The following is a 25315-nucleotide window of genomic DNA, read 5'->3' as shown; positions in this document are numbered from 1 at the left end:
GTCAGTGCTTTTGACAAAGAGCAGGTATGTGACGACAAAAATCTGAGGAAGGGCAAGGAATTACAATGACAAAGCATAGAACTAATAAATTAATTAAACGGACCACGTTAGCGGTAATGTTAACCAGTGCACTTTTGTCAGGGTGTAGCGAGAAGTCGATGGAAAGCCATTTGGCTGATGCGAGAAACTATGCCTCTCAACAGCAGCTTGATGCCGCCATTGTTGAGTACAAAAACGCTATTCAGAAAGGCCCTAATGCGGCCGAGCCTCGTTTTGAGCTAGGAAAACTATACCTACAACAAAACAATTATGCGGCGGCAGAAAAAGAACTTAACAAGGCAATGGATTTAGGCCATCCCGTTAGTCAAGTTATTCCATTGTTATCTGTGGCCTATCAACAGTCAGGAGCGGAAAATGCCCTCGCTGAAGTAGATTATCGCGCAGAAGGAATGACCGCGGTAGAATCAGCAGAAGTGGGCTTTTATAAGCTTCAAGCACTGTTGCAGCTTGGTAAAAAAGAAGAGGCGCAAGCGCTTCTAACCGATCTTTCTACCCTAGATACCAGTTCGGTTTACAAAGGCCTTATTGATAGTTATGCCTTTGTGCTAGAAAACGATATGGAAGGCGCATTAGCTGCAACAGAAGCCTTGCGCGAGCAAGCGCCGACCAACAAAGACGTATTGCAACAACTTGCCAAAATTTATCTGCAAAATGGCGAACCAGAGAAAGCTGCAGAGGTATATAGCGTTTATGTTAGACAGTTTCCAGATGACGTTACCAGCAAATTTGCGTATGCCGCGCTTCTCATTGAAATAAGAGATCTGGATAAAGCTCAGCCTATTGTGGATGATTTGTTGGTGCTAAACGAAAACCATCCGCTGCTAAATACGTTCAAAGGCATTATTGAGTCGGCCAACGAAAATTACGCGAAAGCCCTTGAGCACTTGGAAATAGCCGTTCAAAACGGTAGGAGCGATCAGGTTGTGCGTCTGGTTGCGGGTTTTAGTGCATATCAAATACAAGATTTTGAGGCGGCCCAGCGGCATTTAACGATGGTGGCGTCTAGCTTGCCTGATAATCACCCTGGTCTTCGAATGCTAGCAGACAGCATGCTTCAACTAGGTGAAAACGATGAGGCTCTTGAAGTGCTAGCAAGAGTCGAAGGTGAACAAGGTGTTGATGCTGCCTTGTTTTCGAAAGCCAGTTACCAGTTGCTTAGAGAAGGCAACGTTGTTGGCGCTCAGCAGATGATAGAAAAATCAGAAGGGGTCAGCACAACAGCCGAAGACTTATCTCGTTTAGGTGTGTTACAACTTTCATTAAACGACATTGATGGATTAGTAAATCTTGAACAGGCGGTTGAGCAAGCGCCTGAGTCTGTTACTTCACAAGCAACCTTACTGCGCGCCTACATAGCGACTAACCAGCTTGAAAAGGCAAAAAGTGCGGCAAAAGAGTGGCATGAAGCGTCGCCACAGACAGCGGCTCCCTTAATTTATTTGGGAAACATTGCAACGGCTGAAGGCGCTTATCAAGAAGCGGCGCAGTACTTAGACAAAGCGAGCGAGCTTAACGACGCTGGTAATGAGGTTACGTACTCCAGAGCTAAATTGCTTGTCGCCGAGGGCAAGAAACAAAATGCAGTCGCGTTTATCCGCGCTTTTATCGACGAGAACCCTGCTGACGTTCAAGCGCTGGCGCTATGGTTTGGGTTGGCAATGGAAAATGGGAATGCAGATACCGTTCTTAAACATGCACAAACGCAGTTTAATGCTAATGAAGACGATATAAACCTACGCCTTTTACTCGCGAGAATGTATTCACTAACTAGCCAGTTAGACAAAACTGTATCGCTTTTAGCCGATGTTGAAGGTGACGAGTCATCTCCTCAGACTTTTTGGAACTTAAAAGGTCAGGCTCTAATTGCTACGAACAACGTAGAAGATGCAACGGCTTTCTTTGACCGCTGGCTATCATTTTACCCACAAGATAAAAATGCGGTATTAGGAAAGCTGCTTATTGTCGACTCACAAAAGCAATTCAAGCAAGGTCTAGCGTTAACAAACAAGGTGCTGTCTAAGCGCCCTGACCCCCAACTAACGCTTTTGAAAGCGTATTTTCAAAGCCGTCTTGGACAGTCAAAACCGGCATGGGAGATCATCAACAGCGTCTCTGATGATGTTAAGGCATTGCCGTTCGTAAGGGGCGTTATTGCCCGCTTACACCTTATAGATAAAGCGCCAGAACAGGCCGTTGACCACGCAAAAGCGGCTTATGACGCTACTTCAAACTCGGACAATGCTTTGCTGTTAGTTGCCGCCCTTGAGATGTCAGGGAAAAAAGAGCAAGCATTTAGCTTTCTACAAAAGCACGTAAATGCGCACAATAACGACGTACAAAGTGCAATGTTGTTAGCTGAGCGTCAAATAGGTAATGATAGAGCCGCAGCTATTGATACTTATGAGCTTATACTTACAAAAACGCCTGATAATTTTGTGGTGCTTAACAACTTGGCGTATTTAGCATTTGAAGATAAAGACTTGAAGAGAGCAGAAGAGCTAGCGAAAAAAGCGGTATCGCTGCAGCGAGAAAATGCTGATGCTGTGGATACATTGGCTCAGATTTATATCGCTAAAGGTGAGAAAGAAGAAGCGCTAACCCTTTATGAGCAAATATCGACAGGGTCCATTGCTAGCGATGAAGTGTATTTAAATCACGTCGCCTTATTGCTTGAACTTGATAAAAAAGAGTTAGCAAAACGACGCTTAGCAAGTAGGGAGTTTACTTCTGAAGCCGCGAAGCAAAGAGTAGAAAACCTCAAGCATCAATACGGCGTGTAAGGCGCTTTAATAAAGGTTTAGCTAACCCACTTAGCTTTCTTTAGTAACAAAAAGTGAAACGAAAGAAGGCCACTTTGTATTGTGGCCTTCTTTTTATGTTAGCTAAGGCAGCTACCGTCTTAGTTATCTACGCTTTACTATTTTGTGACGCAACCTGCGCTTTTAGCTCTCGCAACTCTTTGATCACGTCATGCAGCGTAGGCTCGATATTGCCTTGTGCGATTTGCTCTTCAAGTAGGGCGGCTTCTTTTTCTGCTCTTGCCTTTTCGTTTTCTCTTTCCATCACATTTACCACAATGCCAATGACCATGTTGAGGAAGGCAAACGCGGTAAAGAAAATAAAGGTTAGGTAAAAAATCCAGCTTAGTGAGTAGACTTCTTGAGTTTCGTACATCACATCAGTCCAATCTTCGAAGGTCATGATCCTAAAGAGTGTCAGCATTGAGATAGTAATATCGCCCCACAGAACAGGGTTAATATCTTCAAACAATGTGCTACCTACCGCTGCGTATATATAGAAGATGATAAACATCAGCAGCATGACATAGCCTAGCTGTGGCAAAGCTTTTACTAGAGAAACAAGTAATATTCGAAGCTCTGGAATGATTGAAATCATACGAAGCACGCGGAAGACCCGCACTAAACGCGCAATTAGCGCTAGTTCAGTGTCGTCTGCCGGAATAAGACTGATAACTACAATGAGGGTGTCGAACCAATTCCAGAAACTTTTGAAGAAATAACGCTTTTGCTTTTCCGCTAAGAAGCGAATTGTGATTTCAGTTAAAAAGAACGCGCTTATAAACCAGTCTAAAAACAAAGTAATAGATGACATGCCGGTAGGTAATTCATAGGTCTTCGCACCGACTAATAACGCCGATATCACGATGACGCTGATAACAAAGGCTTCAAACCATTTATTTGCTCTTATGCGCTCAAATTTGTTTTGTAGTTCAGAGGCTTGCATTTTTATTTATCACTCAAGAAAAAAACAATAAACCAAGAGGCTTGTCGTAAGCTTACTTGGCGTTATACTAAAGTAGTTGTTTGCACCTATTATATGGCAGAATGTAGGGTCAAAAAGGCGACTTTAAAGCCTTAAACTCGGCAAAAATAACATCACTAAAAATAGAGACAAATCCAAAGGGCATAATCATGGATGATGAGTTACAGCTGTTGCAAGAGAAATTACGCGTCGTTTCAATGCGTTTATCTAATTTTGTAATGACTAAGCAAAATGCCGAGGCATTGTGTGCAGAGTACCGGCAGCTGTTAGGTGCTTTACAGAAGTTTTCTTGCGCCAGATAAGCATCTTTTTACACCGCAACACATGGGCTATAAACGCTAAACACGCACAAAAAAGGGTAGCCAGTAGCCACCCTATTTACAGCATTATCAAACGCTTACCTTGCGATATAAAACAATCTATTTGTTGCTATCGCTCTCAACTGGCTTAAGACCTCGGTTGATCATAGCCACGTCTTCCCCTGTCAATGTACCTGCCGCTTGCTTAAGCGTAATTACTGACTGAATAAAGTCGTAGCGTGCGCCCGCAAGGTTACGACGCGCATCAAACAGGTTACGGGTGCTATCAAGTACATCAACGATAGTACGAGTACCTACATCAAAGCCCGCTTCTGTGGCCTTAAGTGCGCTATCTGCAGACACCACTGACTGCTCAAGAGCGCGAATAGTAGAGATAGACGCTTTTACGTTATTAAACGAGCTACGAACTGACTGTACCGTTTGACGATACGTCTGCTCTGCAGCTTGGCTGGCTGCTACGTAGTTGTACTTCGCTTGCGACGTTTGCGCGCTTACGCTACCGCCTTGATAGATTGGAACGTTCAGCGTAATGCCAATTGATTGGTTATCCAAGTACGGCGTTTCATACCCGAACGGTGTGGTAGAGCCGTCGTCATTTAATACTTCAGCATCAACATCATCTTTCGAGCGACCGTAGCTGCCAGACAGTGATAATGTTGGCAAGTGACCAGAGCGCGCAATAGCAATATCTTCTTTTGCTACGTCCATGGCCAAACGGTCAACTAATAATGCAAGGTTTTTGTCTTGTGCAGTTTCTAGCCAGCTGTCTACAGTTTTTGGTACTGGCATAGTCGCAGAAAAATTCTCTGTATTTAGACCGAAAAGGCGGTCGTGGTACTTGCCGGTAATAACACGAAGTGCTTCAAGGGCAAACTCAAGCTGGTTTTTCGCTTGGATTTCCTGAGCTACTGTACTGTCGTAGTTCGCTTGCGCTTCGTGCACGTCAGTAATAGCCGTTAGACCTACCTCGAAGCGCTGGCGTGTTTGCTCAAGCTGACGTTCAATGGCGCGTTTTTCAGCACCTACAAATTCTACGTTGTCACGAGCGCGCAATACGTCAAAGTAAGCTGTAACCGTACGCACAATAACGTCTTGCATACTAGCAGCAAGTTGTGCATCGCTTTGCTCAGCTACTTTCTCTGCGCGGTCTAGACCCAACCAGTTTGCGTGGTCGTATAAAGACATTGAAAGTGATAAACCGTAGTTAAGCGTGTCTACTTCAGTATCTGTTGTGAATACTTGAAGGCCGTTGTCACCAGCCGCTTGTTGGAAGCGTTCTGATTCAGATTGGGTGTAACCCACAGAGCCAGAGATTTGGGGTAGTAGGCTTGCGCGGCTAAGACTGATTCCTTCGAACGCAGCATCACGTTGCGCTTTCGCTTGGTTTACCAATGGATCGTTCGCCAGTGCTTGTTGATATACCTGCATTAGGTCATCGGCTAGCGCACCAGTTGTCATCGAAACACCGATAACTAGCGACAGAAGTGTTCGTTTCATGCTTACGTCTTCCTGTTGTGTTCAAGTTGCGTCGTCGTTTATTCGTTGAGACGACTTATTAAAACCAAGTGTATGAAAATTCAACCACAAACCGAAAGTCCAAACTCGTAACAGTATTCGATTAACTGTAACAGAATATGTGATCTACCCACGCAATTATTATAGTAATAGACGACTTGTAATATGAGTTTTCTGTTATTCGCTCACACGCCGTATCGCATTTTTCATGCGTATACATGGTTGGTGTGTAAATGTACTATGTATGATAAATCTATTTGAACCATAAGTGTCAGCAAATGAGCAAGGAATTCCTTTCATTTACCTCAAATGACGTCGAAATCACCGACATTAAGCCAGTGTATCGTGGTTTCTTTACCATGAATCAGTATCAATTTAAGCACAAGTGTTTTAATGGAGAATGGAGTGACACGGTCACGCGAGAAATATTTGAACGCGGCCACGCGGTGGGGGTTTTGCCCTACGATCCTATTCTGCAAGAATTCGTGCTAATTGAGCAGGTTAGAATTGGGGCGTTAGCCACATCTTCAAGCCCTTGGTTAATAGAAATTATCGCAGGCATGATAGATAAGGGGGAAACACCAGAAAATGTATGCCATAGAGAGTCGATGGAAGAGGCGGGAATAGAGTTAAAAAACTTGACCAAGGCCTTAAGCTATTTATCGAGTCCAGGTGGTACCACGGAAAGATTACATATATTTATAGCAAAGACTGATGCAAGCTTGGCACAAGGTATCCACGGCCTAGAAAGCGAGTCTGAAGATATTAAAGTGCGTCGCGTAAAAGAGAATACCGCTCTTGAATGGCTAGAAAATGGCCATATAGACAACGCCGCAGCGGTAATTGCGCTACAATGGTTCTTTATGCATAAAACACAACTTCTGGAGCAGTGGCAGACATCGTGACACAACGCAATCAACGAAAATACATCCCTCATCTTCCGTCAATGCAGGCGCTTTGCGAACTGAACTATGCTTATGTTCTTAGAATGCTACCTGATTGCGATACAGAAGACTTGAGTTATGAATTTTCCGTTGGCATGGGGTTGGCCTATGAGATTAGGATCGTGGACTCTGCTCGCTACACCAGTACGCTAAGCATCAAGCAAACTACTAAAGACATGCCGTCATACCTAACGCCAAGTATGACGGTTCGCCTATATCATGATGCGCGCATGGCAGAGGTTATCAATAGCCAAAATACGGGGGCGCTTGAACCTTCGTACGAATATCCGAATTTAAAAATGCGCCAGCGTAACGAAAAGCACATGGTGAATATCTTTTTAGCTGAATGGCTAAATTTCTGTTTGCAACATTCCTCAAACGTTACTTCTGAAGCGTGATTACACTCATTCAGCTAAGTGATTGCCACTTACTAAAGGACAAAGATAAGACGGGATATGCGGGCATCGCGCCTTATGATTCACTAGCCCGTGTGCTTTCTAATATTCAAGTCCACATTGTTCAAGAAGTCGCCAGCGAGCCAGAGAATAGGGCAAAGCACCTAGTAGTCGTGCTGGTTACTGGGGATATTAGCGGCGATAATTCCCCTGAGAGCTATCAGCATTTTATTGCATTGATGGAGCAACATATTGAGCCAGCAAATATAGAATGGCTTGTGCTGGCGGGAAACCATGACAATAATCCGTACTTCGAAAAATACGTTGGCAGTCGGCACTTACAAAGCAATGACTCGTTAAGCTTGTGCAATTGGCAAATACACGGCATGGATACCCGCGCTATAAGTAATATGCATACGGCAGCGGGGAAAGTAAAAGAAAGCGATATACAGGCGCTAGAGCAATCGTTAACTACGTCGCCGCAGACAAATCATCTTGTTGCGCTTCATCATCACATATTGCCTTCAAACAGTTGGATGGATAAGCACTCTTTGGTTGATGCTCAGCGGTTAGTATCGCTTACAGATGAATATCCGCAAATAAAAGCTTTCCTACACGGACACGTACATTCGCCATTACGCCAGCAGATAGGAAAGCACAATACGCCTTCTTACGGCAGCCCTTCTACGTGTTGGCAGTGGGAAATGCGGCCCGAGTTTGGTGTTAGCAATGAAACGCCGGGGTATCAAGTGATGAATTTAATGGATGACGGTACGGTAAACGTTACCGTTGTTAGGGTTTAGCTCAGTCGAGCTTGGCTTTGAAGGATGCGCTAGGCGCGTTTGGCGTTAAAAACCGATTCATACTTGCATCGAGTTTAGCGAAAACAAAGAAACAAAAAAGAACAGAGAACACAGAATAGAGAAAAATATGCAGCACATTTTATATCTTCATGGCTTCTTGAGCTCGCCGAAGTCCATAAAGGCCCAAGCCACTAAACAATATTTTGAGCAGCATCACTCAAACGTCACCTTACATATTCCTGAACTGTCTAACTTTCCTAGCAAAGTTGAAAGTCAGCTGCTTGAGCTTATTGATAGCACCCCAGCACTGCTTGAAAACGGGCTTAAACTGATTGGTAGTTCAATGGGGGGTTATCTCTCTACGTTTTTGCTTGAAAAGTTTGGTGGCAAAGCCGTGTTAATCAATCCCGCTGTTCGCCCTTACGAGCTATTGCAAGGCTTTATCGGTACCCACGAAAACCCTTACAGCAAAGAAAAGTTTGAAATAGTAGAAAGCGATATGGGGGTAATCCAAGCATTAGAAGCTGCTTCAATTAAAACGCCAGGCAATTACAAAGTGCTGCTTCAGACAGAGGATGAAACACTGGATTATCGCTTAGCGGCTGAAAAGTACGCACAAAGTCATCTGGTTATTGAAGAAGGTGGCGATCACAGCTTTGTAGGTTACGAAAATCACTTGCCTGCTATTGCCGAGTTTTTGCTGAAATAAGCGCATTGCCAGTCTGTACTCGCCCTGCTAACATCAAACCTATGCTGTGCAGCGCTTTGCTTAAGCGCCGCGTACCTCTTTCTTTGTCGCTGGCTTAAATAACAACCATAACTATGTCAAATCAATATAATTCAGAAGCTATCGAGGTTTTAAACGGCCTTGACCCCGTTAAACGCCGTCCTGGTATGTATACCGACACCACCCGTCCAAACCATTTAGGGCAGGAAGTCATCGATAACAGTGTGGATGAAGCGCTAGCCGGCCATGCCTCTAATATCAAAGTTATTTTGCATGAAGACCAATCGTTAGAAGTTATCGACGATGGTCGTGGTATGCCGGTGGATATACACCCTGAAGAGGGAATATCAGGCGTAGAGCTTATATTATGTAAGCTTCACGCAGGCGGTAAGTTTTCAAATAAGAACTACGCCTTCTCTGGTGGTCTTCACGGAGTGGGGATCTCGGTCGTTAACGCGCTTTCAACTCGCGTCGAAGTAACTATTCGACGAGACAGTAACGTATATCAAATCGCCTTTGAAAACGGCGACAAAGTAGAAGATTTACAAGTTATTGATACCTGCGGTAAGCGCAATACAGGTACCCGTGTACATTTTTGGCCCGACCCGCAATATTTTGATTCTGCAAAGTTCTCTGTTAGTCGTCTTGTCCATAATCTGCGTGCCAAAGCGGTATTAAGTCCAGGTTTGCGTATACGCTTTGACAACAAAGTTACCAAAGAAAGCCAAGAGTGGTATTACGAAGATGGTCTGAAAGATTACCTCTACCAAGCTGTGGAAGAATTTGAAACTTTACCGTCAGATACGCCATTTGTAGGCACGTTCAGCGGCAATACTGAAGCGGCGGATTGGGCAGTGATGTGGTTGCCCGAAGGTGGTGATTTGGTAACAGAGAGCTACGTTAACCTTATTCCTACAGCACAAGGTGGTACCCACGTTAATGGACTGCGTCAAGGCTTGCTGGAGTCGATGCGTGAGTTTTGCGAATTTAGAAACTTAATGCCCCGTGGCGTTAAGCTATCGCCAGACGATATTTGGGACCGCTGTGCCTACATTCTTTCAACTAAGATGCAGGACCCTCAGTTCGCGGGCCAAACCAAAGAGCGTTTGTCTTCGCGTCAGGCCAGTGCGTTTGTATCGGGTGTGGTGAAAGACGCATTTAGTTTGTGGCTAAACCAGCACACTGAAATTGCTGAAGCGCTGGCTGAAATGTGTATTAACAATGCACAGCGTCGTCTTCGACAGGTGAAAAAAGTCGCCCGTAAAAAGGTTACTCAAGGCCCTGCATTACCGGGTAAATTAACCGACTGCTCGTCACAAGATATCTCTTACTCTGAGTTGTTTTTAGTAGAGGGTGACTCGGCAGGTGGCTCGGCTAAACAAGCGCGTGACCGAGAGTTTCAGGCAATAATGCCTTTGCGCGGTAAAATCTTAAATAGCTGGGAAGTCGACTCTTCTCAGGTGCTGGCATCACAGGAAATTCACGATATTTCTGTGGCGCTGGGTATAGATCCAGATTCAACCGACCTGTCTGGTTTACGCTACGGTAAAATTTGTATTCTTGCCGATGCTGACTCGGATGGGCTACACATTGCAACCTTGCTATGTGCACTCTTTGTACGTCATTTCAGAGCCTTAGTAGAGCAAGGCCATGTGTATGTCGCTATGCCGCCGCTATTTAGAATAGATGTAGGCAAAGAAGTGTATTACGCCCTAGATGAAGGTGAAAAGCAGGGAATTCTTGACCGAATTGAAGCGGAAAAGAAACGGGGCAAAGTGAACGTACAGCGCTTCAAAGGCTTAGGTGAAATGAACCCGCTACAGCTTCGCGAAACGACCATGGACCCGAACACCCGTCGCCTTGTTCAGCTGACTATTGAAGACGCTGAAGAGATGATGGAGCTAATGGATATGCTGCTTGCTAAGAAGCGTTCTGGCGATCGTAAAACCTGGCTTGAAAGCAAAGGGAATATGGCAGAAGTTGCGCTATAGCGTACGGCTCTAGCGCTTGTAAGAGTTAACGCACTGAATGAGCGACGATGCTTTAAAAGCTGGTTAAAAACCAAAGCGTCATAAAAACGCGAATAGAAAACGCCGAGATACTATCCTGAAACATGGAGTTCTCGGCGTTTTAGTTTGTGCATCTGCAGTAAAATACTGCCGCGCATTATGACACTGGTGCCGTTTAAGATGAGTAGCGGCCAGCTTTGGCTTAACGGCATTGTTAAGCCGAACATTAAGGTGCTAACGTCTTTTATTAAGATGTTTCGAAATAACGCGAAGGACAGCGAACCTACTTTTTGTCTGCGCTGCAACACAAGCCACTGATGTAGCGAACCTTGAGATAATATGACGGTGACTACCAGCATCAACGTGTTTGCGCCAAGTTGCGCAAGCATTGGGAAGGGACGAAAAGCAATGGAAAGGGTACCGCCAACTAGCGCAAGCACAGCAATAGCGGCAACGTAGCCTGAAATAGTAGTGCGCCTATGTTGCCATATTTTCCAAATTATTATGAGCGTAAGAATGAGCGCGCCAAAACGCGTCCAAACCAAGTAATGGTTAAAAGGCTCTACCGAAATACCGAATAGGAAAATAGAGAAAAACGCAAAATAGCTAGATCCAAACTGGTTTAGCGACAGGCTGTGGTTCGCATCGCTTTTCTCGCTTGTAACGGACACTTGATGGTGCGTCATAGCTTTAATTTGTGACCATAAGCCTAACCATGTTAGTAAAAAAAGCGCGGCACTGGCAAAGCCTAAAATGTGGTAAAGCACGCAGTTAGCTCCACGTAAAAAATTTTCAAACTGGTGAGAGGCTCTCAGTGTACCACAGGAGTGGCTGGCCTAGTCTCTGCATCATTCGTCATTGGTAATGACTACGTTGTTTCACCTTCTCGAAATGAAATAACAGACAATAGACAGGATGATATCGGTTTTTCAGTGCCGATAGCGTTCTATGTATTCTCAACACCGAAATTTAGTTTTAATAGCAAGGAGGTTTATTTTGGCATTGCATTCAGTTTCTTCATCTACACGCCAGTTAGCGGTGAGCGATAACACCACAACGCTATTATTTGACCACGATGGTACCCTGATTGACTCAGAAACCGTACATTTTGACCTTTGGAAAGACATTTTATTGAAATATGATGTTGAGCTAAGCAAGGATTTTTATTGCGAAGTAATGGCAGGGATACCGGTCAAACAAAACGCAGTGGACTTAGTTGAGCATTTTAATATTGATATAGAACCGCAGTTGCTGGCTCAGCAGAAACACAAAAGCGTGAGTAACTATCTCGATAAGCAAGCTTTTCCTTTGATGCCATATGCTAGGGAGACCATTAAACAATGTGCAGACAATGGCTTTACCATTGGTATAGTGACCGGGGGAAGTAAAAAGGCTGTAGAAAAAACGTTATCTCAATATGAGTTGAGTGATTATATTTCCTGTGTGGTCGCCGTAGAAGATGTTGAAAACAGTAAGCCCGCCCCAGATTGTTACGCGCTTGCAATGGATAAGCTAGGTAAATTGCCTAGCGAGTGTGTAGCCATTGAAGACACGCAAACCGGCATGACAGCGGCACTTGCTGCAAACCTAGCCTGCGTCGTAATACCCACGGAGTTGTCGAAACATCATGACTTGTCTGGTGCTACAGTGCAGTTTACAAGCTTGAAAGACTGGGTGGACTGCGAACTCGTTTTTTAGCGAATGCTGTGAAGAATAATTACCGACTTGTCGTGCCACTTGTCACTGGTGGCGCGAAAATAGATAACGTAGTATAACCAGCACGTTAGGGCGTAACCTTCTTTGTTTTACAGCAAAGAACGCCAGAGGCGTTAACTTATTTTTATAAATTGTTATGACAGGTACAGCTAATTTCTCATGATTTTGCGTAGCGTAAAATGGCTTTTGATTACTATTGCCATCATTGTTGTTTTGCTTGTAGTAAGCGTTGCTACGGTTACGATTATGGCTGTGCAAAAAGCGCCGTTAGTCGCATCGACAGCGCCTACACAGCTTGATGGTGCTGATAGTGTGAACGAGCTACTAGCTCAGCTGCAACAAGCGTTTTCCCGCCGAGAAAAGGGGCATCAAGTTACGCTTACCGAAACTCAAGTCGAAAGCTTAGTGGGTGTGTTGCAGCGCGCATTACCTGACTTTAAGGGCGTAGTGAATATCACCCCATGGGGAGGCACCATAAATGTTACTTACGCCATTGATAGTACAGGTTATTACATCAATGCCTCGGCATTAGTATTACCTGGTGATAGCTTACGTATAGAGCAAGTCAAAGTTGGCGACTTAACCATTCCAGGCCGTTTTTTACTCGGCTTTTTAGAACGTACGGTAAACTATTACACGCAATCCGAAATAGCCACCATTGCGCTGTCTCGGGTAGAGCGAGTAACAATGGGGCGTGGTGAACTAACCCTTGATGTTGGGCGTTTAGATGAGCTGCTAAGTGAGCTAAACGTGGTGGCGTCGAACATGTCTGTAAGCGAACAAACTGAGCTTCAGCAGTTATCCGCGTACTATTTGCGTTATTTGTCTGGTAGAGAAATAGCCTTATCAAATCAACCGGTATCCCTTACTGAATACTTGCGTGAAGGAATGGCACGAGCGCGAGAGCAAAGCCAAACCCCTGAAGATGCAGTACTGCATAATAATGCGGTAATCCTCGCTTTAGCGGTTTACGTTGGGCATCATCGTGTTGGGACTCTGGTGGGCGACATACAGCCAGATTCCGAAAAAGCATTAAAGCCTCGCAGAGGTGCGGTGCTGCACAAGCGCAACGATTTGGCTCGTCACTTCATTATTTCTGCTGCATTAGAGTTAATGGCTGAACAAGGTATGTCCCTAGCAATTGGCGAGTTTAAAGAGCTAATGGACCGGGGCAACGGTGGTTCGGGCTATAGCTTTGTAGATTTAGCGGCAGATATGTCAGGTACTGAGTTTGCTAAAGTCGCTACCAACCCAAGTACCGCGATAGAAGTACAAAACGCGATGGCGCGCATCCAAAGTGAACTTGAAATTATCCCGCCTATTGAAGGCCTGCCTGAAGGCTTAAGTAAGCAAGCATTTATCGAGCAGTATCAGCGGGTAGACAGTAAATCCTATTTGAAAGAAGTACAGGAAATTAAGCGTAGAATCAGCTTGCTGCCGCTTTACCAAAAATAAGCGCTTAGGCATGTGAGAGCGTGGCGTAAGTAAGAAATTAATCTATAAAAAGCCCGCTATTATAGCGGGCTTTGTTTTACTCACTTGTAGTTCTAGGCTACTTTTTAGCGAGAGACTGCTGAAACTGTGCAATGGTTACAAGGGCCAATTCAATTTTTTTAACCAAAGGTGCAAGTGCCTGCTTAGCGGCATCGTCATCCAGTTCCTTTAGCGATTGCCAGTCGTTTGCAATCTCTTGCACATAGGGGCCAAAGCGCTTGGCTGATGTACTAAACCCACTGTCATCTGCGAAAACGGCTGCAAACTTTCCTTTTTGATCGCGCTGTAAGTTATCTAAAACTAGGTCGGCATCAACGGCTTTGCGGTGCAGCGTTTGAAGTGTTTCTTGAAGTTGTTGATGGACAGCTTGCATCTCTTGGCTCTGTTGCATAGTCACGCCTTTTGTTTCTAATGTAATCCGGTGCACGTGTTAGCCGCACACTTAATGTTCATATATATTGCGCAGCTATCATTTATGCTACGCCGAATGTATCACGGTAAATAATGATTAAAGTTTCGCCTTTCAAGGCCGATAACTTATCAGTGTTGTAAACTACAACACCTGCGGTTCACTAAAGAACTTGCTGGTTTCGTAACGTTCAACACATCGTAAGGGTGGGCAATTCTGCCCATTTTTTTACTTTGCTACAAGCAACAAAGGAAAATGGTATGGATCTACAAGGTGCTAGTGCCTCTGGAACGTCCGGTGCGTCACTTGAGTTGGCCTCTCTTAAGTTGGCAAAAAGCCAACAAGAGCAAGAGGGTAAAGCGTCGCTTCAGCTGCTGGAATCAGCCGCTGACGTACCAAAAACGTCATCTTCAAACCCCGCGTTAGGCGCCAACGTCGATACCTACGCGTAAGTTAGGGATGCAAATGTAAGTCGATAGGCGTTTTGCCGGGTTGACCGCCAATTTCTCTTACCAGTTTTGGCACCAAAAAGCCCGGCAGGCGCTTTATCGCTTCTTCCATGATTCGACGACCTTCATTATCACTCACATAAAAGTGACTTGCTCCCTGCACTTTATCCAATACGTGCAAGTAATAAGGCAGTACACCTGCTTCAAACAGTGTTTCACTTAAATCACTAATTGCATCGCCGGAATCGTTCACACCTTTTAGCAATACCGATTGATTGAGCAAGGTCACACCTCTCTCTCGTAATGCGTTTAATCGGGTTTTTAGCGTTTCTGACATCTCATTCGCGTGGTTTGCATGCAGCACCAATACTTTTTGAAGCGGCAATGCGGTAAACCATTCAACAAAGTCATGGCAAATTCGTTCTGGCAGTACTACGGGTAGGCGGCTATGAATACGCAAGCGTTTTATATGGGGAATGGCGGCAATTTCGTTGGCTAACCACGACAAATGATCATCTTTTGCCATCAGTGGGTCGCCACCTGAAAAAATTACCTCATTAATTTTGTTATTACTGCGAAGGTAATCCAGCACATCAAGCCATTGGTGTTTGCTTACTGCATTCTCGGCGTAAGGAAAATGGCGACGGAAACAGTAACGGCAGTTTACCGCACAACCGGTGCGAACCATTAACAACACGCGAGAATCGTATTTGTGCAGTATGCCTTTACCTTCGGTGTCGTGCTCGTCTAACGGATCTTCGCTGTAGCCCGGTGAGGTGAGAAATTCGTCGCTAAGCGGCATAACCTGTAAAAACAGGGGGTCGTTGGGGTTTCCCTTTTCCATAAGGCTAACGAAATGCCGTGGAATACGCATGGGAAAAAGGCGGCGTGCTTTAATGTGTTGAGCGTATTTTTCTTCGTCTAAACCTAAGTGCTGCAACAGTTTTGCAGGATCGGTGTAGCTACTCGCCAATTCTTTTTGCCAGTTATGCTCTACAGAAATCGGTTTTTTAGGTATTATTTGTTCCACGAAACTTTTTGTACCTTATGTTTAGACAGAGGAATTATGGCTAATTACAGCACTAACGAGTTCAAAGGCGGCCTGAAAATCATGCTGGACGGCGAACCTTGCAACATTCTAGAAAACGAATACGTAAAGCCGGGTAAGGGCCAAGCGTTTAACCGCGTAAAAATCCGCAAGCTTATTTCAGGTAAAGTTTTAGAAAAAACTTTCCGCTCAGGTGAATCAGTAGAAGGCGCTGATGTAATGGATACAGAGCTTGCCTACTTGTACACCGACGGCGAATTCTACCACTTTATGAACAACGATACATTCGAACAAATCGCTGCAGACGAAAAAGCGGTGGGCGAGAACCAAAAGTGGTTGGTAGAAAACGACGTTTGTACTATTACACTGTGGAACGGTTCACCTATCACAGTAACGCCGCCAAACTTCGTTGAGCTTGAAATCACTGAAACTGATCCTGGCCTTAAAGGTGATACAGCAGGTACTGGCGGTAAGCCAGCAACGCTTAGCACGGGTGCAGTTGTTCGCGTTCCTCTATTCGTTCAGACAGGCGAAGTTATCCGTGTAGATACGCGCTCTGGCGAATACGTGTCTCGCGCACAAAAATAAGCGCTGTGCGCGCATATTGTTTACGTATAAAAGCCGGTGCCTTCGTGTACCGGCTTTTTGTTTTAGCTTTACTATATAGGTTTTAATAGATGCAGCCTTGGCAGCCGACTACCACACATGATGCGCGTGTAGCGCGTGCAGAATTACTCAGAAGCATCCGCGAGTTTTTTTACGCAAGAAACGTGTTAGAGGTAGATACGCCTTTACTTTCAAACGGCACAGTTACCGATGAGCATCTAGACGCGTTTGATACACAATTCAATTTTGCCTCATCTGGTAAGCCATGTAAGTTGTATCTTCAGACCTCGCCAGAATATGCCATGAAGCGCTTACTGTGCGCTGATAGCGGCAGTATTTATCAAGTGTGTAAAGCGTTTCGCCACGAAGGGGAAGGGCGCTGGCATAACCCAGAATTTACTATGCTAGAGTGGTATCGCTTAGGCTTTGATCACTTCGCTTTAATGGACGAGGTTGACGCCTTGCTGCAAGAAACCTTAAACACGGCTTCGGCCGTTAAGATGACCTATCAGCAAGCTTTTCAAACCTATTTAAATATTGACCCGTTAAGTGCTGATAACGACGTTTTGCTAAAGGCAATGGAAGAGCAGAACATAGATATTCACGCGCCGCAAAATCTAAGCTATGACAGCAAGTTACAACTGTTATTCAGCTATGTAATCGAACCTAAAATCGGTAACGAAAAACCGTGTTTTATCTACGATTTCCCAGCTTCTCAGGCGGCGCTTGCCAAACTAAGCCCAGTTGATGAACGGGTTGCCGAACGCTTTGAGGTGTACTACAAAGGCGCAGAACTGGCCAACGGTTTTCATGAGTTAAGTGCAGCAAAAGAGCAGCGGCTGCGCTTTGAAAGGGACAACGAGAAGCGCAAGGAAAATGGATTGCCCACAAAGCCTATCGATGAGAATTTCTTAAGCGCTCTTGAAGCGGGGTTACCACCGTGTTCAGGTGTGGCCTTGGGTGTCGACAGGTTACTCATGTTAAAAATAGGCGCGTCACATATTAAAGAGGTCATTAATTTTAGTGTAAGCATATCCTAAGCGCTTTAGCTGTATGGCAATGAAAAGTGTCAATTTCGCACTTAAAAGTTCACAAAACATTAAATAACGTTAGATAACTGGTAAGTTACGTTGACCTGCTGTTGACATGAACAGGTCAATGCTGAAAAATGTTATAACATCACTAAATAATGTTATAACATCCTCAGAGGAATACCCATGAAAATGCGTTCGCTGCTAAGTTTGTCCATAGCAGGGCTGTTAAGTGCGCCTGTGTATGCCACCACAGTAACGGGAAAAGTCACCGACACGGCAGGGCAACCTGTTGCAGGGGCTGAAGTAAAAATCGAAGGCAGCCGCCGTGTAGCATACACCGATGAAAATGGCGTGTACCGCTTCGACGACGTAAAACAGCCGCATATTCATTTACATGTTTATTCTTCAAACTACATTCATGGTGACAACGACTTAGGCGACGTAAATACGGATCAAAATGTCGATTTTGTATTAAAGCCGGCATCCGTTGAAAATATCGTGGTTACCGCTAACGCACTTCAATCATCTGTACTTGAATCTGTTACGCCAGTAACTGTTATCAGTGCAGAGAAGCTGCGTAAAATCGAAGCGCCTACGTTAGGTGAAACCCTTAAAAACGCGCCAGGTGTGCACAGCACGTATTTCGGTCCAGTCTCAAGCAGCCCAGTTATTCGCGGTAACGATGGCCCGCGTGTAAAGATTGTTCAAAACGGCCTAGATGTTTCTGACGTTTCTCGCGTTGGTCCAGACCATAACGTAGCGGCTACGCTTTCTAGCGCAACACAGGTAGAAGTACTTCGCGGTCCAGCAACACTTCAATACGGCAGTGGCGCTATTGGCGGTGTGGTGAACGTGGTTGACAAGCGTATTCCTCAGTACCAAGTAGATGGCGTGGAAGGCGAAGCAGAAACCAGCTATAGCACAGTGAATAATGGTTCGTACACCCGCGCAGATGTGACTGGCGGTAGTGGAAATATTGTGTGGCACGTAGACGGTTTTTATCGCGACACCGACAATGCGGATATTCCAGGATATGCATCTGTCGACCCTGATGACGATGAGCCTTATGGTGAACTAGAGAGCAGTGCGATGGAGACTCGCAACGTTGTTGCAGGTCTTTCTTACGTGGCAGAAGAAGGCTACTTCGGTTTTGCGGTTGAGCAATTAGACAACGAATATGGCGTGCCAGGCCACAGTCATGCTCACGATGAAGAGGAACACGATGAACATGACGAAGAGCATGAAGAAGAGCATGAAGAAGAGCACGAAGAACATGATCATGGTGAAGAAGGTGTGCTACTTGATGTAGATATGACTCGCTATCAAGCAGCCGGTGAATGGCATTCACCCTTTAAAGGGCTAACTAACCTTAAATTTGCGGCAGCTTACACTGACTACGAACATGCTGAGATTGAAGACGGTGAACCAGGTACGGTATTCACTAATGAGTCGAGCGATATCCGTCTTTCTGCTTACCACGAAGAGGTGAACGGCTGGCACGGCGTATTCGGGCTACAGTTTAATCATAGCGATTACAATGCCGTGGGCGAAGAAGCCTTTACCCCAGCTAATACCACATCGAGCTACGCACTTTATCTAATAGAACAAAAGAAAGTAGGCGATGTAACGTTTGAGCTTGGCGGCCGACTAGAGCGCACGACCTTAGACGCTGATGCCAGCGAAGTGGAACTGGACGTATTACATGAAGAACATGAAGGCGAGGAACACGAGGGCGAAGAACACGACGAAGAGCATGAAGAGCACGCTGTTGCCTTCAACTTCCCTGATTATGACTTTACCAGCTTGTCACTTTCAGCGGGCGCTAACTGGGAATATCAGGAAGGTCATTCAATTGCTGTAACCTTATCACGCAGCGAACGTGCGCCTAGCCAGCAAGAGCTTTTCTCTGCGGGCCAGCATTTAGCAACCCAAAGCTACGAAGTGGGTTTAGTATTTGATATGGATGAAGAAGGTCATATTGAAGAAACACTTAAAGGCGTAAAAGAAGAAGTAAGCACCAACCTAGATATTACTTTCCGTAAATTTACCGGAAGCTGGGGCTACAGTGCGTCGTTCTTCTATAATCAGGCGGATGACTATATTTTCCAAACGAGCACAGGTTTAATTGCACTTAGTGAGCATGAAGAACACGGCGAGCATGAGGAAGAAGAACTAGAGGGCGAACACGAAGAGCACGAGCATGATGAGCACGGCGCTGAAGAAGGCTTGCCTATCTATTACTTTCAACAGGCTGACGCTGACATCTGGGGTTTTGAAGCAGAAACCTATGTTGATTTAACAGATACGCTACGCTTAACCGTATTTGGTGACTATATTCGCGCAGAAATCGAAGACGACAACCTTCCGCGCACGCCACCTATGCGCTTTGGTAGTGAATTGAGCTACGTGAACAATGGTTTAAGCGCTGACGTAGGCTTTACATGGTACGACGACCAAAACGAAGTTGCGTCGTTCGAAACCACAACCGATGGCTATACATTGGTAAATGCAAGCGTACAGTATGAGTTTGGTTCTCAAGGTATCGACTGGGTATTGTTCGCCCGTGGTGAAAACCTGACTGATGAAGATGCCCGTGTTCATACATCTTTCTTAAAAGACCAAGCACCGCTTCCAGGTAGAAACTTTACTATGGGTGTGAGAGCGTTGTTTTAATTAACAGCATTACTGTATTAAGCAAAGGCGGTGTAACTTGTTACTCCGCCCTTTTTATTTATGCTGAGTGAAAAATGGTGAACGCAGTTTTTTGGGGCTTTGCACAGCAAAGATAAATAGTCCGAAAATAGTGATAATGAAGCGGCTATGACGTAGAGGTAAAAATGAATGAAATAGCGAATTGGCTAAGTACGCAAACCGAAAAGCATATGGTTTTAGGTTACGGAAGTTTACTTAGTAAAGACAGTCGAGAACGCCACTCAAACATTTTCACTAAAGGGATCCCTGTAACTGTATCTGGCTTCGAACGGGCTTGGGTAACGCGCAGTATTCATGAAGAGCAAACCTATGTAGGCGCCGTGGCCAACGTCCACAGTCATCTGAACGCTCAGCTTATCCCCACGCAAATTAACCCTGCCTTACAGGAGAGGGAAAAAGACTATAGGTTTATTGAAGTAAGCCCTAAAGCACTCGATTTTCACCTTCATCAAGGTGAGGTAAAAGATGCGTTAAATGAGCGATTGTCGCAGTTTACTTTCTGGATTTGTGAAACACTCGCGTGCGAGCCAGCAAGCGAAGCATTCCCTGTTAACCAAACCTATATTGATACCTGTATGGCCGGTTGCCTTGAACACGGTGGCATAAGAGAAGCGGAGCGATTTGTAACACATACGTCGCTATGGAAGCACCCAAGAGTAAATGACAGAGCACAACCCAAGTATCCGCGTGCAGCAAAGGTAAATAGTGAAGCTATTGAACAGATAGACAAAATTTTAGCGAAGCGCTAGTTTTAGCAGTAGCAAACGCCCTTTGGCAGAGAGTTTAGTGTGAATACTGAAGCATCAATTTTAACCTCCGAAAGAATTACCTTAAGACCGCTCACGTTTGATGATCAACACTGGGTATTGGCATTACAGCAAGACGAGCTGTGGCTTAAGTACATTGGAAGTAAAAATGTAAATACGTTAGACGATGCCTGCGATTACATTGGGAAAACCAATTCACAACGAGAAGAGTGGGGGTACGGTCTACTTGCGGTTGAGCTAAATAAAACTAAACAGCCGTTAGGGGTTTGTGGTTTATTTAATCGCTTTGCATTTGAATGCCCAGATTTGGGTTTTGCGATGCTGCCAGAAGCAAGAGGAAGCGGCTTATGCTACGAGGCATGCAAGAAGGTTATAGCCTGGGCTACTGCTGAGGGGTATGGCTTTTTAACCGCAATGACACACCCAGACAATAAAGCATCGCAAAAGCTATTACAGCGACTTGGGTTCAAAAAGCAGGGGTTCTACTTCGATAAAACCTTTCCAAAACAGCATTTGTTCAGGTTAGATTTACAGCCATAAAGCATTGCTCTCTATGGCTGTTTTTTGTTAGTAGTTTACGAAAAGCAAGCCGTCGTTATAGAGGCGGCAACACCGTCATCTTTTTAATAATGATCGGCTCAATGGGTACGTTATTCGCGTTAAGGCGAATGGAGTATTCAGTTTCTACTTCCGACATCGCATCAACAATATCTTCGCCTTCCACAATCACGCCAAACACTGCATAGCCCCAGTCTCTGCCCGGGTTTAAGCTGCTGTTGTCATTCACATTGAAGAAAAACTGTCGGTTTGCGGTATGCGGGTCACCTTGTCTAGCCATTGCAATAGTGTGCAGGTCGTTAGTCAAACCGTTACCAGACTCATTGAATATATCGGGGAAGTTCGACTTGCCGTTGAAGTCAGCAGTATAGCCTCCACCTTGCACAACAAAACCAGGCACTATACGGTGAAAAATAGTGTCTTCGTAGGCGCGCTTATCCACATAACGAAGAAAGTTATTTACCGTAATTGGCGCGCGTCTTCTGTCTAGCTCAACCACGATATCGCCCATGGTCGTTTCTATTTTCACCCGTGGGTAATAGTTATCTGGCTGAACCTGAGACCCATCATCTTTCTTAGCCATAACCGACGAACTGCTGCCAATCAGCATAACAACGGTGATGAGTGATAAAAGTATTTTCTTCATAAAAATGCCTTTAAATGTATTCCTTGATTCGAGCGCTTTTTTGCGCAGCTTTCTTTATGCACTTTTCTTCGCGCTTAGCGTTTTGCAGTGCCTAAGATAACGAACTTTTTATCACTCGCAAGTACCTTGGCGCCACCAAACAGCTTTTTAAGTTTAATGTGGTAATCGAGGTGTCGGTTACCAACCACTACTAAGTGACCACTTTTAATCAGCAATTCACGAGAATCAGTAAACATTTGCCATGCAATATGATCGGTGATCGCGTTTTGCTGATGAAACGGAGGGTTACACAAAATCTTAGTAACAGCTGGTTTGTTTTCGCGATTTAAGAGTGTTTCTAAGCAGTTACTTGCCACAAACTCGCACTGGTCGATTTTATCCGGAAAGTTGTTTAACACGTTGAGTCGGGCACTTTCCAACGCCATGTAAGACTCATCCACGAATATCACTTTGGCGTCAGGTGCGAGAGACAGCGCGTTTACACCCAATACACCATTACCACAGCCCAAATCTACCACTACGTCATTGGCACTTACCGTCATGTGCTCAAGCATAATACGCGCGCCAATATCCAGCGACTGCCGAGCAAATGTGTTGGCAAGGTTATCGATAGTAAGCTCTGTGCCCATGGTGCTTTTACACTGCCAGCGCGTAGGATAGGGAGAGTCAGCGAGTTTTAGAGACTCACGAGGCGTTGCGAAAATAAGCCGAGATTTCTTTTTAGCAAGAGAGGTGGTTGTAGGGCCAATATATCGCTCAAACAAGTTAAGCACCGACTTCGTAATGGCCTTCACTTTGCCCGTTGCGACGATGCGAGTATCAGGCGTAACATATTTTTGTATATCGATAAGCTGTTGTTCTAGCAAAGCGAGGGCGCGAGGGACTTTTATGACGATAAGGCTAGGTGCAGTTTCTGGTTTAAACGTTAAGCTTTGTACACTGGTTAACGTTTGCAGCGGTGCGGTCGCTAGCTCACTTGAACTGTTATCTACTGATGCATTAAGTAACTTATTGGCTTTCAAGTTCTCAGACAGTGAACGCAACGAAATATAAGAATCGGATACCCAGTAAGGCGCTAAATGGGAAAACCAGCAGCCTAACGCACCAAAGTCGTCGTTAAAGATCATCATTGACCCATCATTTTCACCGCTGCCAATTGAAAGCGATGTTTCACTTAACAAGGTTTCGATGTGCTCAATAACAAGCTCATCTGCGCTATCCCATGCTTGAAGGCTTACATGCTGGTGCTTTTCAGGGTAGCGAATCAGCGAGAACTGGCGGTCGGCAAATATAAATTCTGTATTCATTGGGGTCTGTTTTTAGAGAAGGCTCAAAGCATTATCTACTAGGGAATGCTCATTCAGTTTACGTGCTAATGTCTATCTTATCATATCAACCACTTGGCTCTAGCGAATAACCCGTTATTCTTCGGTATTGGATGCACCTTGTATGAAGCACGATATTTAACGATGACAGAGCAATCCGCACTGGAAAAGCATGCGTACTCATTGAAAATAAGGTGTAATTACACAAGCTCTAAAGGGGGCATTGGCACCGTCAACCGCTATGTAGATAGCTAGAATTAAAATATCAAAGGAATTATAGTTCTTACACATGCAATTTTCCCTGTTCGACACGGCTGAAGACAAGCGCACGTCTTATAAGCTCCCGTTAGTTGAAGGTGATGTCACTTATTTTCCTAACGCGCTATCGCAGGCTACTGCAGATTCCTTTTTTGCAAAACTGCAAGAAGAGTTACCCTGGCGCCAGGATACGATTAGGCTGTTTGGCAAGCCGGTAAAAATTCCTCGGCTTCAAAGCTGGCACGGCGATCCCGATTGTACTTACACCTATTCAAATTTAACCATGTCACCGAACCCTTGGACGGAAAGCCTTGCAGACATTAAAGCGCGCTGTGAGCAACTGTGTGAAAAATCGTGCGCGTCACAGTACAAAGTAACGTTCAACAGCGTGCTAGCCAACTGGTACCGCGATGGGCAAGACAGTATGAGCTTTCATTCCGATGATGAACCCGAGTTAGGAATCAACCCCGTGATTGCATCAGTTACCCTAGGTGAGGCAAGACCCTTTGTTTTTAAGCATAAAGAAACAAAGGAAAAGCATACGCAGTTACTTGAACACGGTAGCGTATTGATTATGGCAGGCGCGACACAAAGCCATTATGTGCACGGTATTGCAAAGACGGCTAAGCCTATCGGTGGTAGAATTAACCTTACATTTCGACATCTTATTCAAAGAGCAAGGTAAGCCAAATGCAAGTAAAAGCGTTTCTAGAAACTACGATTGAAGCGGCACTTAGTCCTAGTTATCTTGAGGTTGTAGATGAAAGCTTCATGCACAATGTGCCAGACGGTGCGCAGAGTCACTTTAAAGTTACCGTTGTGAGCGACGCCTTTGAAGGTAAGCGTTTAATAGCAAGGCACAGAGAAATTAACGGGCTTGCGGCAGAAGCGCTGCAGGGGCCTGTTCACGCTTTGGCGCTTCACACGTATACACCGGCCGAGTGGGAAGCGAGAGGTGGAGAGTCGCTAGCATCACCTAACTGTCTTGGTGGCAGCAAGCACGATAAGTAGCACCCTCAATCATATTAAATGGAAGTAGAAACATGACAAGCAGTAAAAACACAAAAAATAGCGCCATCGCCGATTATCTAAGCATGATAAAAGCACCCGCTATTCAGGTTTTACTACTTGGGACAGGCTTTTTGTTAATGATGCTGTTTGTTTACATGGGCGTTTTAACGTCATTTGATAATGCAGTGTTTAACACAATTAGCGAGCTAGGCAATGTGTCGGGGTGGAAGCGTGATGTGCTTAGAGATACCACTGCGCTAGGTAGCAATACGGTACTAATTTTTGTTGTAGCAGCAGTTGCAGGTGCTTTGGGTATGGCGGGAGAGAAGAAAAAGGCCATTACCTTTATTATTGCCGTTGCAGTGGGAATTGCGATGACTTTTCTACTTAAAGCGGGGATCGACAGACCGCGTCCATCGCTGAACATGCAACATGTTGATGTGTATACCCAAAGTTTTCCTTCGGCTCACGCCACACTATCAGCCCTTGTTTACTTTTATGTGGCTCATTTGCTTACACATTTAACGCAAAGTACGCGGGTACAAGTATGGATATACCTAGCGACTACTCTGCTGGTATTTTGCATTGGCCTTAGCCGTGTTTTACTGGGCGTGCACTGGCCTAGTGATATTATCGCAGGCTGGTTTGCTGGCGGAAGCATGGCTGCATTTTGCTTTTACGTGATTAAATGGAAGCGAAAGCTGCGTATTAAAGACAAAGGTTAAG

At 45.0% G+C, this 25315-nt stretch carries 25 protein-coding genes; 18 read left to right on the top strand and 7 right to left on the bottom strand.

What is annotated here, in order from left to right:
* Positions 1-65: 65 nt before the first annotated feature.
* Positions 66-2840 (top strand): XrtA/PEP-CTERM system TPR-repeat protein PrsT, encoded by a 2775-nt coding sequence (gene prsT, locus ACXAFM_RS06380; RefSeq protein WP_474827923.1) that lies wholly within the window; start codon positions 66-68, stop codon positions 2838-2840.
* Between the two features lie 127 nt (positions 2841-2967).
* On the opposite strand, the gene ACXAFM_RS06375 is transcribed toward prsT, so the two are convergent.
* The gene (locus tag ACXAFM_RS06375; protein ID WP_474827921.1) at positions 2968-3804 is read right to left on the bottom strand and encodes an ion transporter; all 837 of its coding nucleotides are present in this window, start codon (positions 3802-3804) and stop codon (positions 2968-2970) included.
* 188 nt (positions 3805-3992) lie between these two features.
* Here ACXAFM_RS06375 and ACXAFM_RS06370 point away from each other — a divergent pair, with 188 nt between their 5' ends.
* Entirely contained in the window at positions 3993-4145 is a 153-nt protein-coding gene (locus ACXAFM_RS06370) for a hypothetical protein (RefSeq protein WP_474827919.1), read from the top strand.
* 117 nt (positions 4146-4262) lie between these two features.
* Here the strand turns inward: ACXAFM_RS06370 and tolC are convergent, their stop codons facing one another.
* Positions 4263-5660, bottom strand: a complete 1398-nt coding sequence (gene tolC / locus ACXAFM_RS06365) for an outer membrane channel protein TolC (protein ID WP_474827918.1) — start codon at positions 5658-5660, stop codon at positions 4263-4265.
* Between the two features lie 296 nt (positions 5661-5956).
* On the opposite strand from tolC, the gene nudF reads away from it, so the two are divergent.
* The 5 genes from nudF (at position 5957) to parE (ending at position 10538) form a co-directional block, all read left to right on the top strand.
* A complete protein-coding gene (gene nudF / locus ACXAFM_RS06360) occupies positions 5957-6583 on the top strand; it encodes an ADP-ribose diphosphatase (protein WP_474827916.1) in 627 nt (208 codons plus the stop codon).
* Entirely contained in the window at positions 6580-7020 is a 441-nt protein-coding gene (locus ACXAFM_RS06355; protein ID WP_474827914.1) for a DUF1249 domain-containing protein, read from the top strand. The genes nudF and ACXAFM_RS06355 overlap by 4 nt, the downstream gene beginning before the upstream one ends.
* Positions 7017-7820, top strand: a complete 804-nt coding sequence (locus ACXAFM_RS06350) for a metallophosphoesterase family protein (RefSeq protein WP_474827912.1) — start codon at positions 7017-7019, stop codon at positions 7818-7820. The genes ACXAFM_RS06355 and ACXAFM_RS06350 overlap by 4 nt, the downstream gene beginning before the upstream one ends.
* 127 nt (positions 7821-7947) lie before the next feature.
* A complete protein-coding gene (locus tag ACXAFM_RS06345) occupies positions 7948-8529 on the top strand; it encodes a YqiA/YcfP family alpha/beta fold hydrolase (RefSeq protein ID WP_474827910.1) in 582 nt (193 codons plus the stop codon).
* A 113-nt stretch (positions 8530-8642) separates the two neighbouring features.
* On the top strand, positions 8643-10538 hold the full coding sequence (parE, locus tag ACXAFM_RS06340; protein ID WP_474827908.1) for a DNA topoisomerase IV subunit B: 1896 nt from the start codon (positions 8643-8645) through the stop codon (positions 10536-10538).
* 110 nt (positions 10539-10648) lie between these two features.
* Here parE and ACXAFM_RS06335 read toward each other — a convergent pair whose 3' ends face one another.
* Positions 10649-11323 carry a hypothetical protein gene (locus ACXAFM_RS06335; protein WP_474827906.1) on the bottom strand — a complete coding sequence of 225 codons (675 nt, stop codon included), beginning with the start codon at positions 11321-11323 and terminating at the stop codon, positions 10649-10651.
* A 229-nt stretch (positions 11324-11552) separates the two neighbouring features.
* On the opposite strand from ACXAFM_RS06335, the gene ACXAFM_RS06330 reads away from it, so the two are divergent.
* Together ACXAFM_RS06330 and ACXAFM_RS06325 are read left to right on the top strand one after the other, a co-directional pair.
* On the top strand, positions 11553-12254 hold the full coding sequence (locus tag ACXAFM_RS06330) for an HAD family hydrolase (protein ID WP_474827904.1): 702 nt from the start codon (positions 11553-11555) through the stop codon (positions 12252-12254).
* A 177-nt stretch (positions 12255-12431) separates the two neighbouring features.
* Positions 12432-13727 (top strand): hypothetical protein, encoded by a 1296-nt coding sequence (locus ACXAFM_RS06325; RefSeq protein WP_474827902.1) that lies wholly within the window; start codon positions 12432-12434, stop codon positions 13725-13727.
* A 97-nt stretch (positions 13728-13824) separates the two neighbouring features.
* On the opposite strand, the gene priC is transcribed toward ACXAFM_RS06325, so the two are convergent.
* Entirely contained in the window at positions 13825-14157 is a 333-nt protein-coding gene (gene priC, locus ACXAFM_RS06320) for a primosomal replication protein PriC (RefSeq protein ID WP_474827900.1), read from the bottom strand.
* 278 nt (positions 14158-14435) lie between these two features.
* Between priC and ACXAFM_RS06315 the strand changes: the two genes are divergently transcribed.
* Positions 14436-14627: a hypothetical protein gene (locus ACXAFM_RS06315; RefSeq protein WP_474827898.1), complete on the top strand. Its 192-nt coding sequence runs from the start codon at positions 14436-14438 to the stop codon at positions 14625-14627.
* 1 nt (position 14628) lies between these two features.
* Here the strand turns inward: ACXAFM_RS06315 and epmB are convergent, their stop codons facing one another.
* Positions 14629-15654, bottom strand: coding sequence for an EF-P beta-lysylation protein EpmB (epmB, locus tag ACXAFM_RS06310; protein WP_474827896.1), 1026 nt, complete (start codon positions 15652-15654; stop codon positions 14629-14631).
* 36 nt (positions 15655-15690) lie between these two features.
* Here epmB and efp point away from each other — a divergent pair, with 36 nt between their 5' ends.
* The 5 genes from efp to ACXAFM_RS06285 all read left to right on the top strand — a co-directional run bounded on the left by efp (position 15691) and on the right by ACXAFM_RS06285 (position 21331).
* The gene (gene efp, locus ACXAFM_RS06305; protein WP_179982333.1) at positions 15691-16260 is read left to right on the top strand and encodes an elongation factor P; all 570 of its coding nucleotides are present in this window, start codon (positions 15691-15693) and stop codon (positions 16258-16260) included.
* 89 nt (positions 16261-16349) lie between these two features.
* Positions 16350-17318 (top strand): elongation factor P--(R)-beta-lysine ligase, encoded by a 969-nt coding sequence (epmA, locus tag ACXAFM_RS06300; RefSeq protein ID WP_474833840.1) that lies wholly within the window; start codon positions 16350-16352, stop codon positions 17316-17318.
* 177 nt (positions 17319-17495) lie between these two features.
* On the top strand, positions 17496-19985 hold the full coding sequence (locus ACXAFM_RS06295; RefSeq protein WP_474827892.1) for a TonB-dependent receptor: 2490 nt from the start codon (positions 17496-17498) through the stop codon (positions 19983-19985).
* 164 nt (positions 19986-20149) lie between these two features.
* A complete protein-coding gene (locus ACXAFM_RS06290) occupies positions 20150-20773 on the top strand; it encodes a gamma-glutamylcyclotransferase (RefSeq protein ID WP_474827890.1) in 624 nt (207 codons plus the stop codon).
* A gap of 39 nt (positions 20774-20812) precedes the next feature.
* Positions 20813-21331 (top strand): GNAT family N-acetyltransferase, encoded by a 519-nt coding sequence (locus tag ACXAFM_RS06285; RefSeq protein WP_474833838.1) that lies wholly within the window; start codon positions 20813-20815, stop codon positions 21329-21331.
* Positions 21332-21386: 55 nt separating this feature from the next.
* Here the strand turns inward: ACXAFM_RS06285 and ACXAFM_RS06280 are convergent, their stop codons facing one another.
* Together ACXAFM_RS06280 and ACXAFM_RS06275 are read right to left on the bottom strand one after the other, a co-directional pair.
* Entirely contained in the window at positions 21387-21995 is a 609-nt protein-coding gene (locus ACXAFM_RS06280) for a peptidylprolyl isomerase (RefSeq protein ID WP_474827886.1), read from the bottom strand.
* Positions 21996-22069: 74 nt separating this feature from the next.
* A complete protein-coding gene (locus ACXAFM_RS06275) occupies positions 22070-23302 on the bottom strand; it encodes a methyltransferase (protein ID WP_474827884.1) in 1233 nt (410 codons plus the stop codon).
* A 307-nt stretch (positions 23303-23609) separates the two neighbouring features.
* Here ACXAFM_RS06275 and ACXAFM_RS06270 point away from each other — a divergent pair, with 307 nt between their 5' ends.
* Genes ACXAFM_RS06270 through ACXAFM_RS06260 form a run of 3 tightly spaced genes read left to right on the top strand, consistent with a single transcriptional unit; the run spans position 23610 to position 25314 of the window.
* Positions 23610-24263, top strand: a complete 654-nt coding sequence (locus ACXAFM_RS06270; RefSeq protein ID WP_474827882.1) for an alpha-ketoglutarate-dependent dioxygenase AlkB family protein — start codon at positions 23610-23612, stop codon at positions 24261-24263.
* Positions 24264-24268: 5 nt separating this feature from the next.
* Positions 24269-24589, top strand: coding sequence for a BolA family protein (locus ACXAFM_RS06265; RefSeq protein ID WP_474827880.1), 321 nt, complete (start codon positions 24269-24271; stop codon positions 24587-24589).
* A gap of 32 nt (positions 24590-24621) precedes the next feature.
* Positions 24622-25314 (top strand): phosphatase PAP2 family protein, encoded by a 693-nt coding sequence (locus ACXAFM_RS06260; RefSeq protein WP_474827878.1) that lies wholly within the window; start codon positions 24622-24624, stop codon positions 25312-25314.
* Position 25315: the final 1 nt, after the last annotated feature.

Source organism: Alteromonas sp. ABD4_190 (assembly GCF_056160105.1).
Note: the sequence above shows the minus strand (reverse complement) of the source record. Positions and strands in the feature narration are given on the sequence as shown.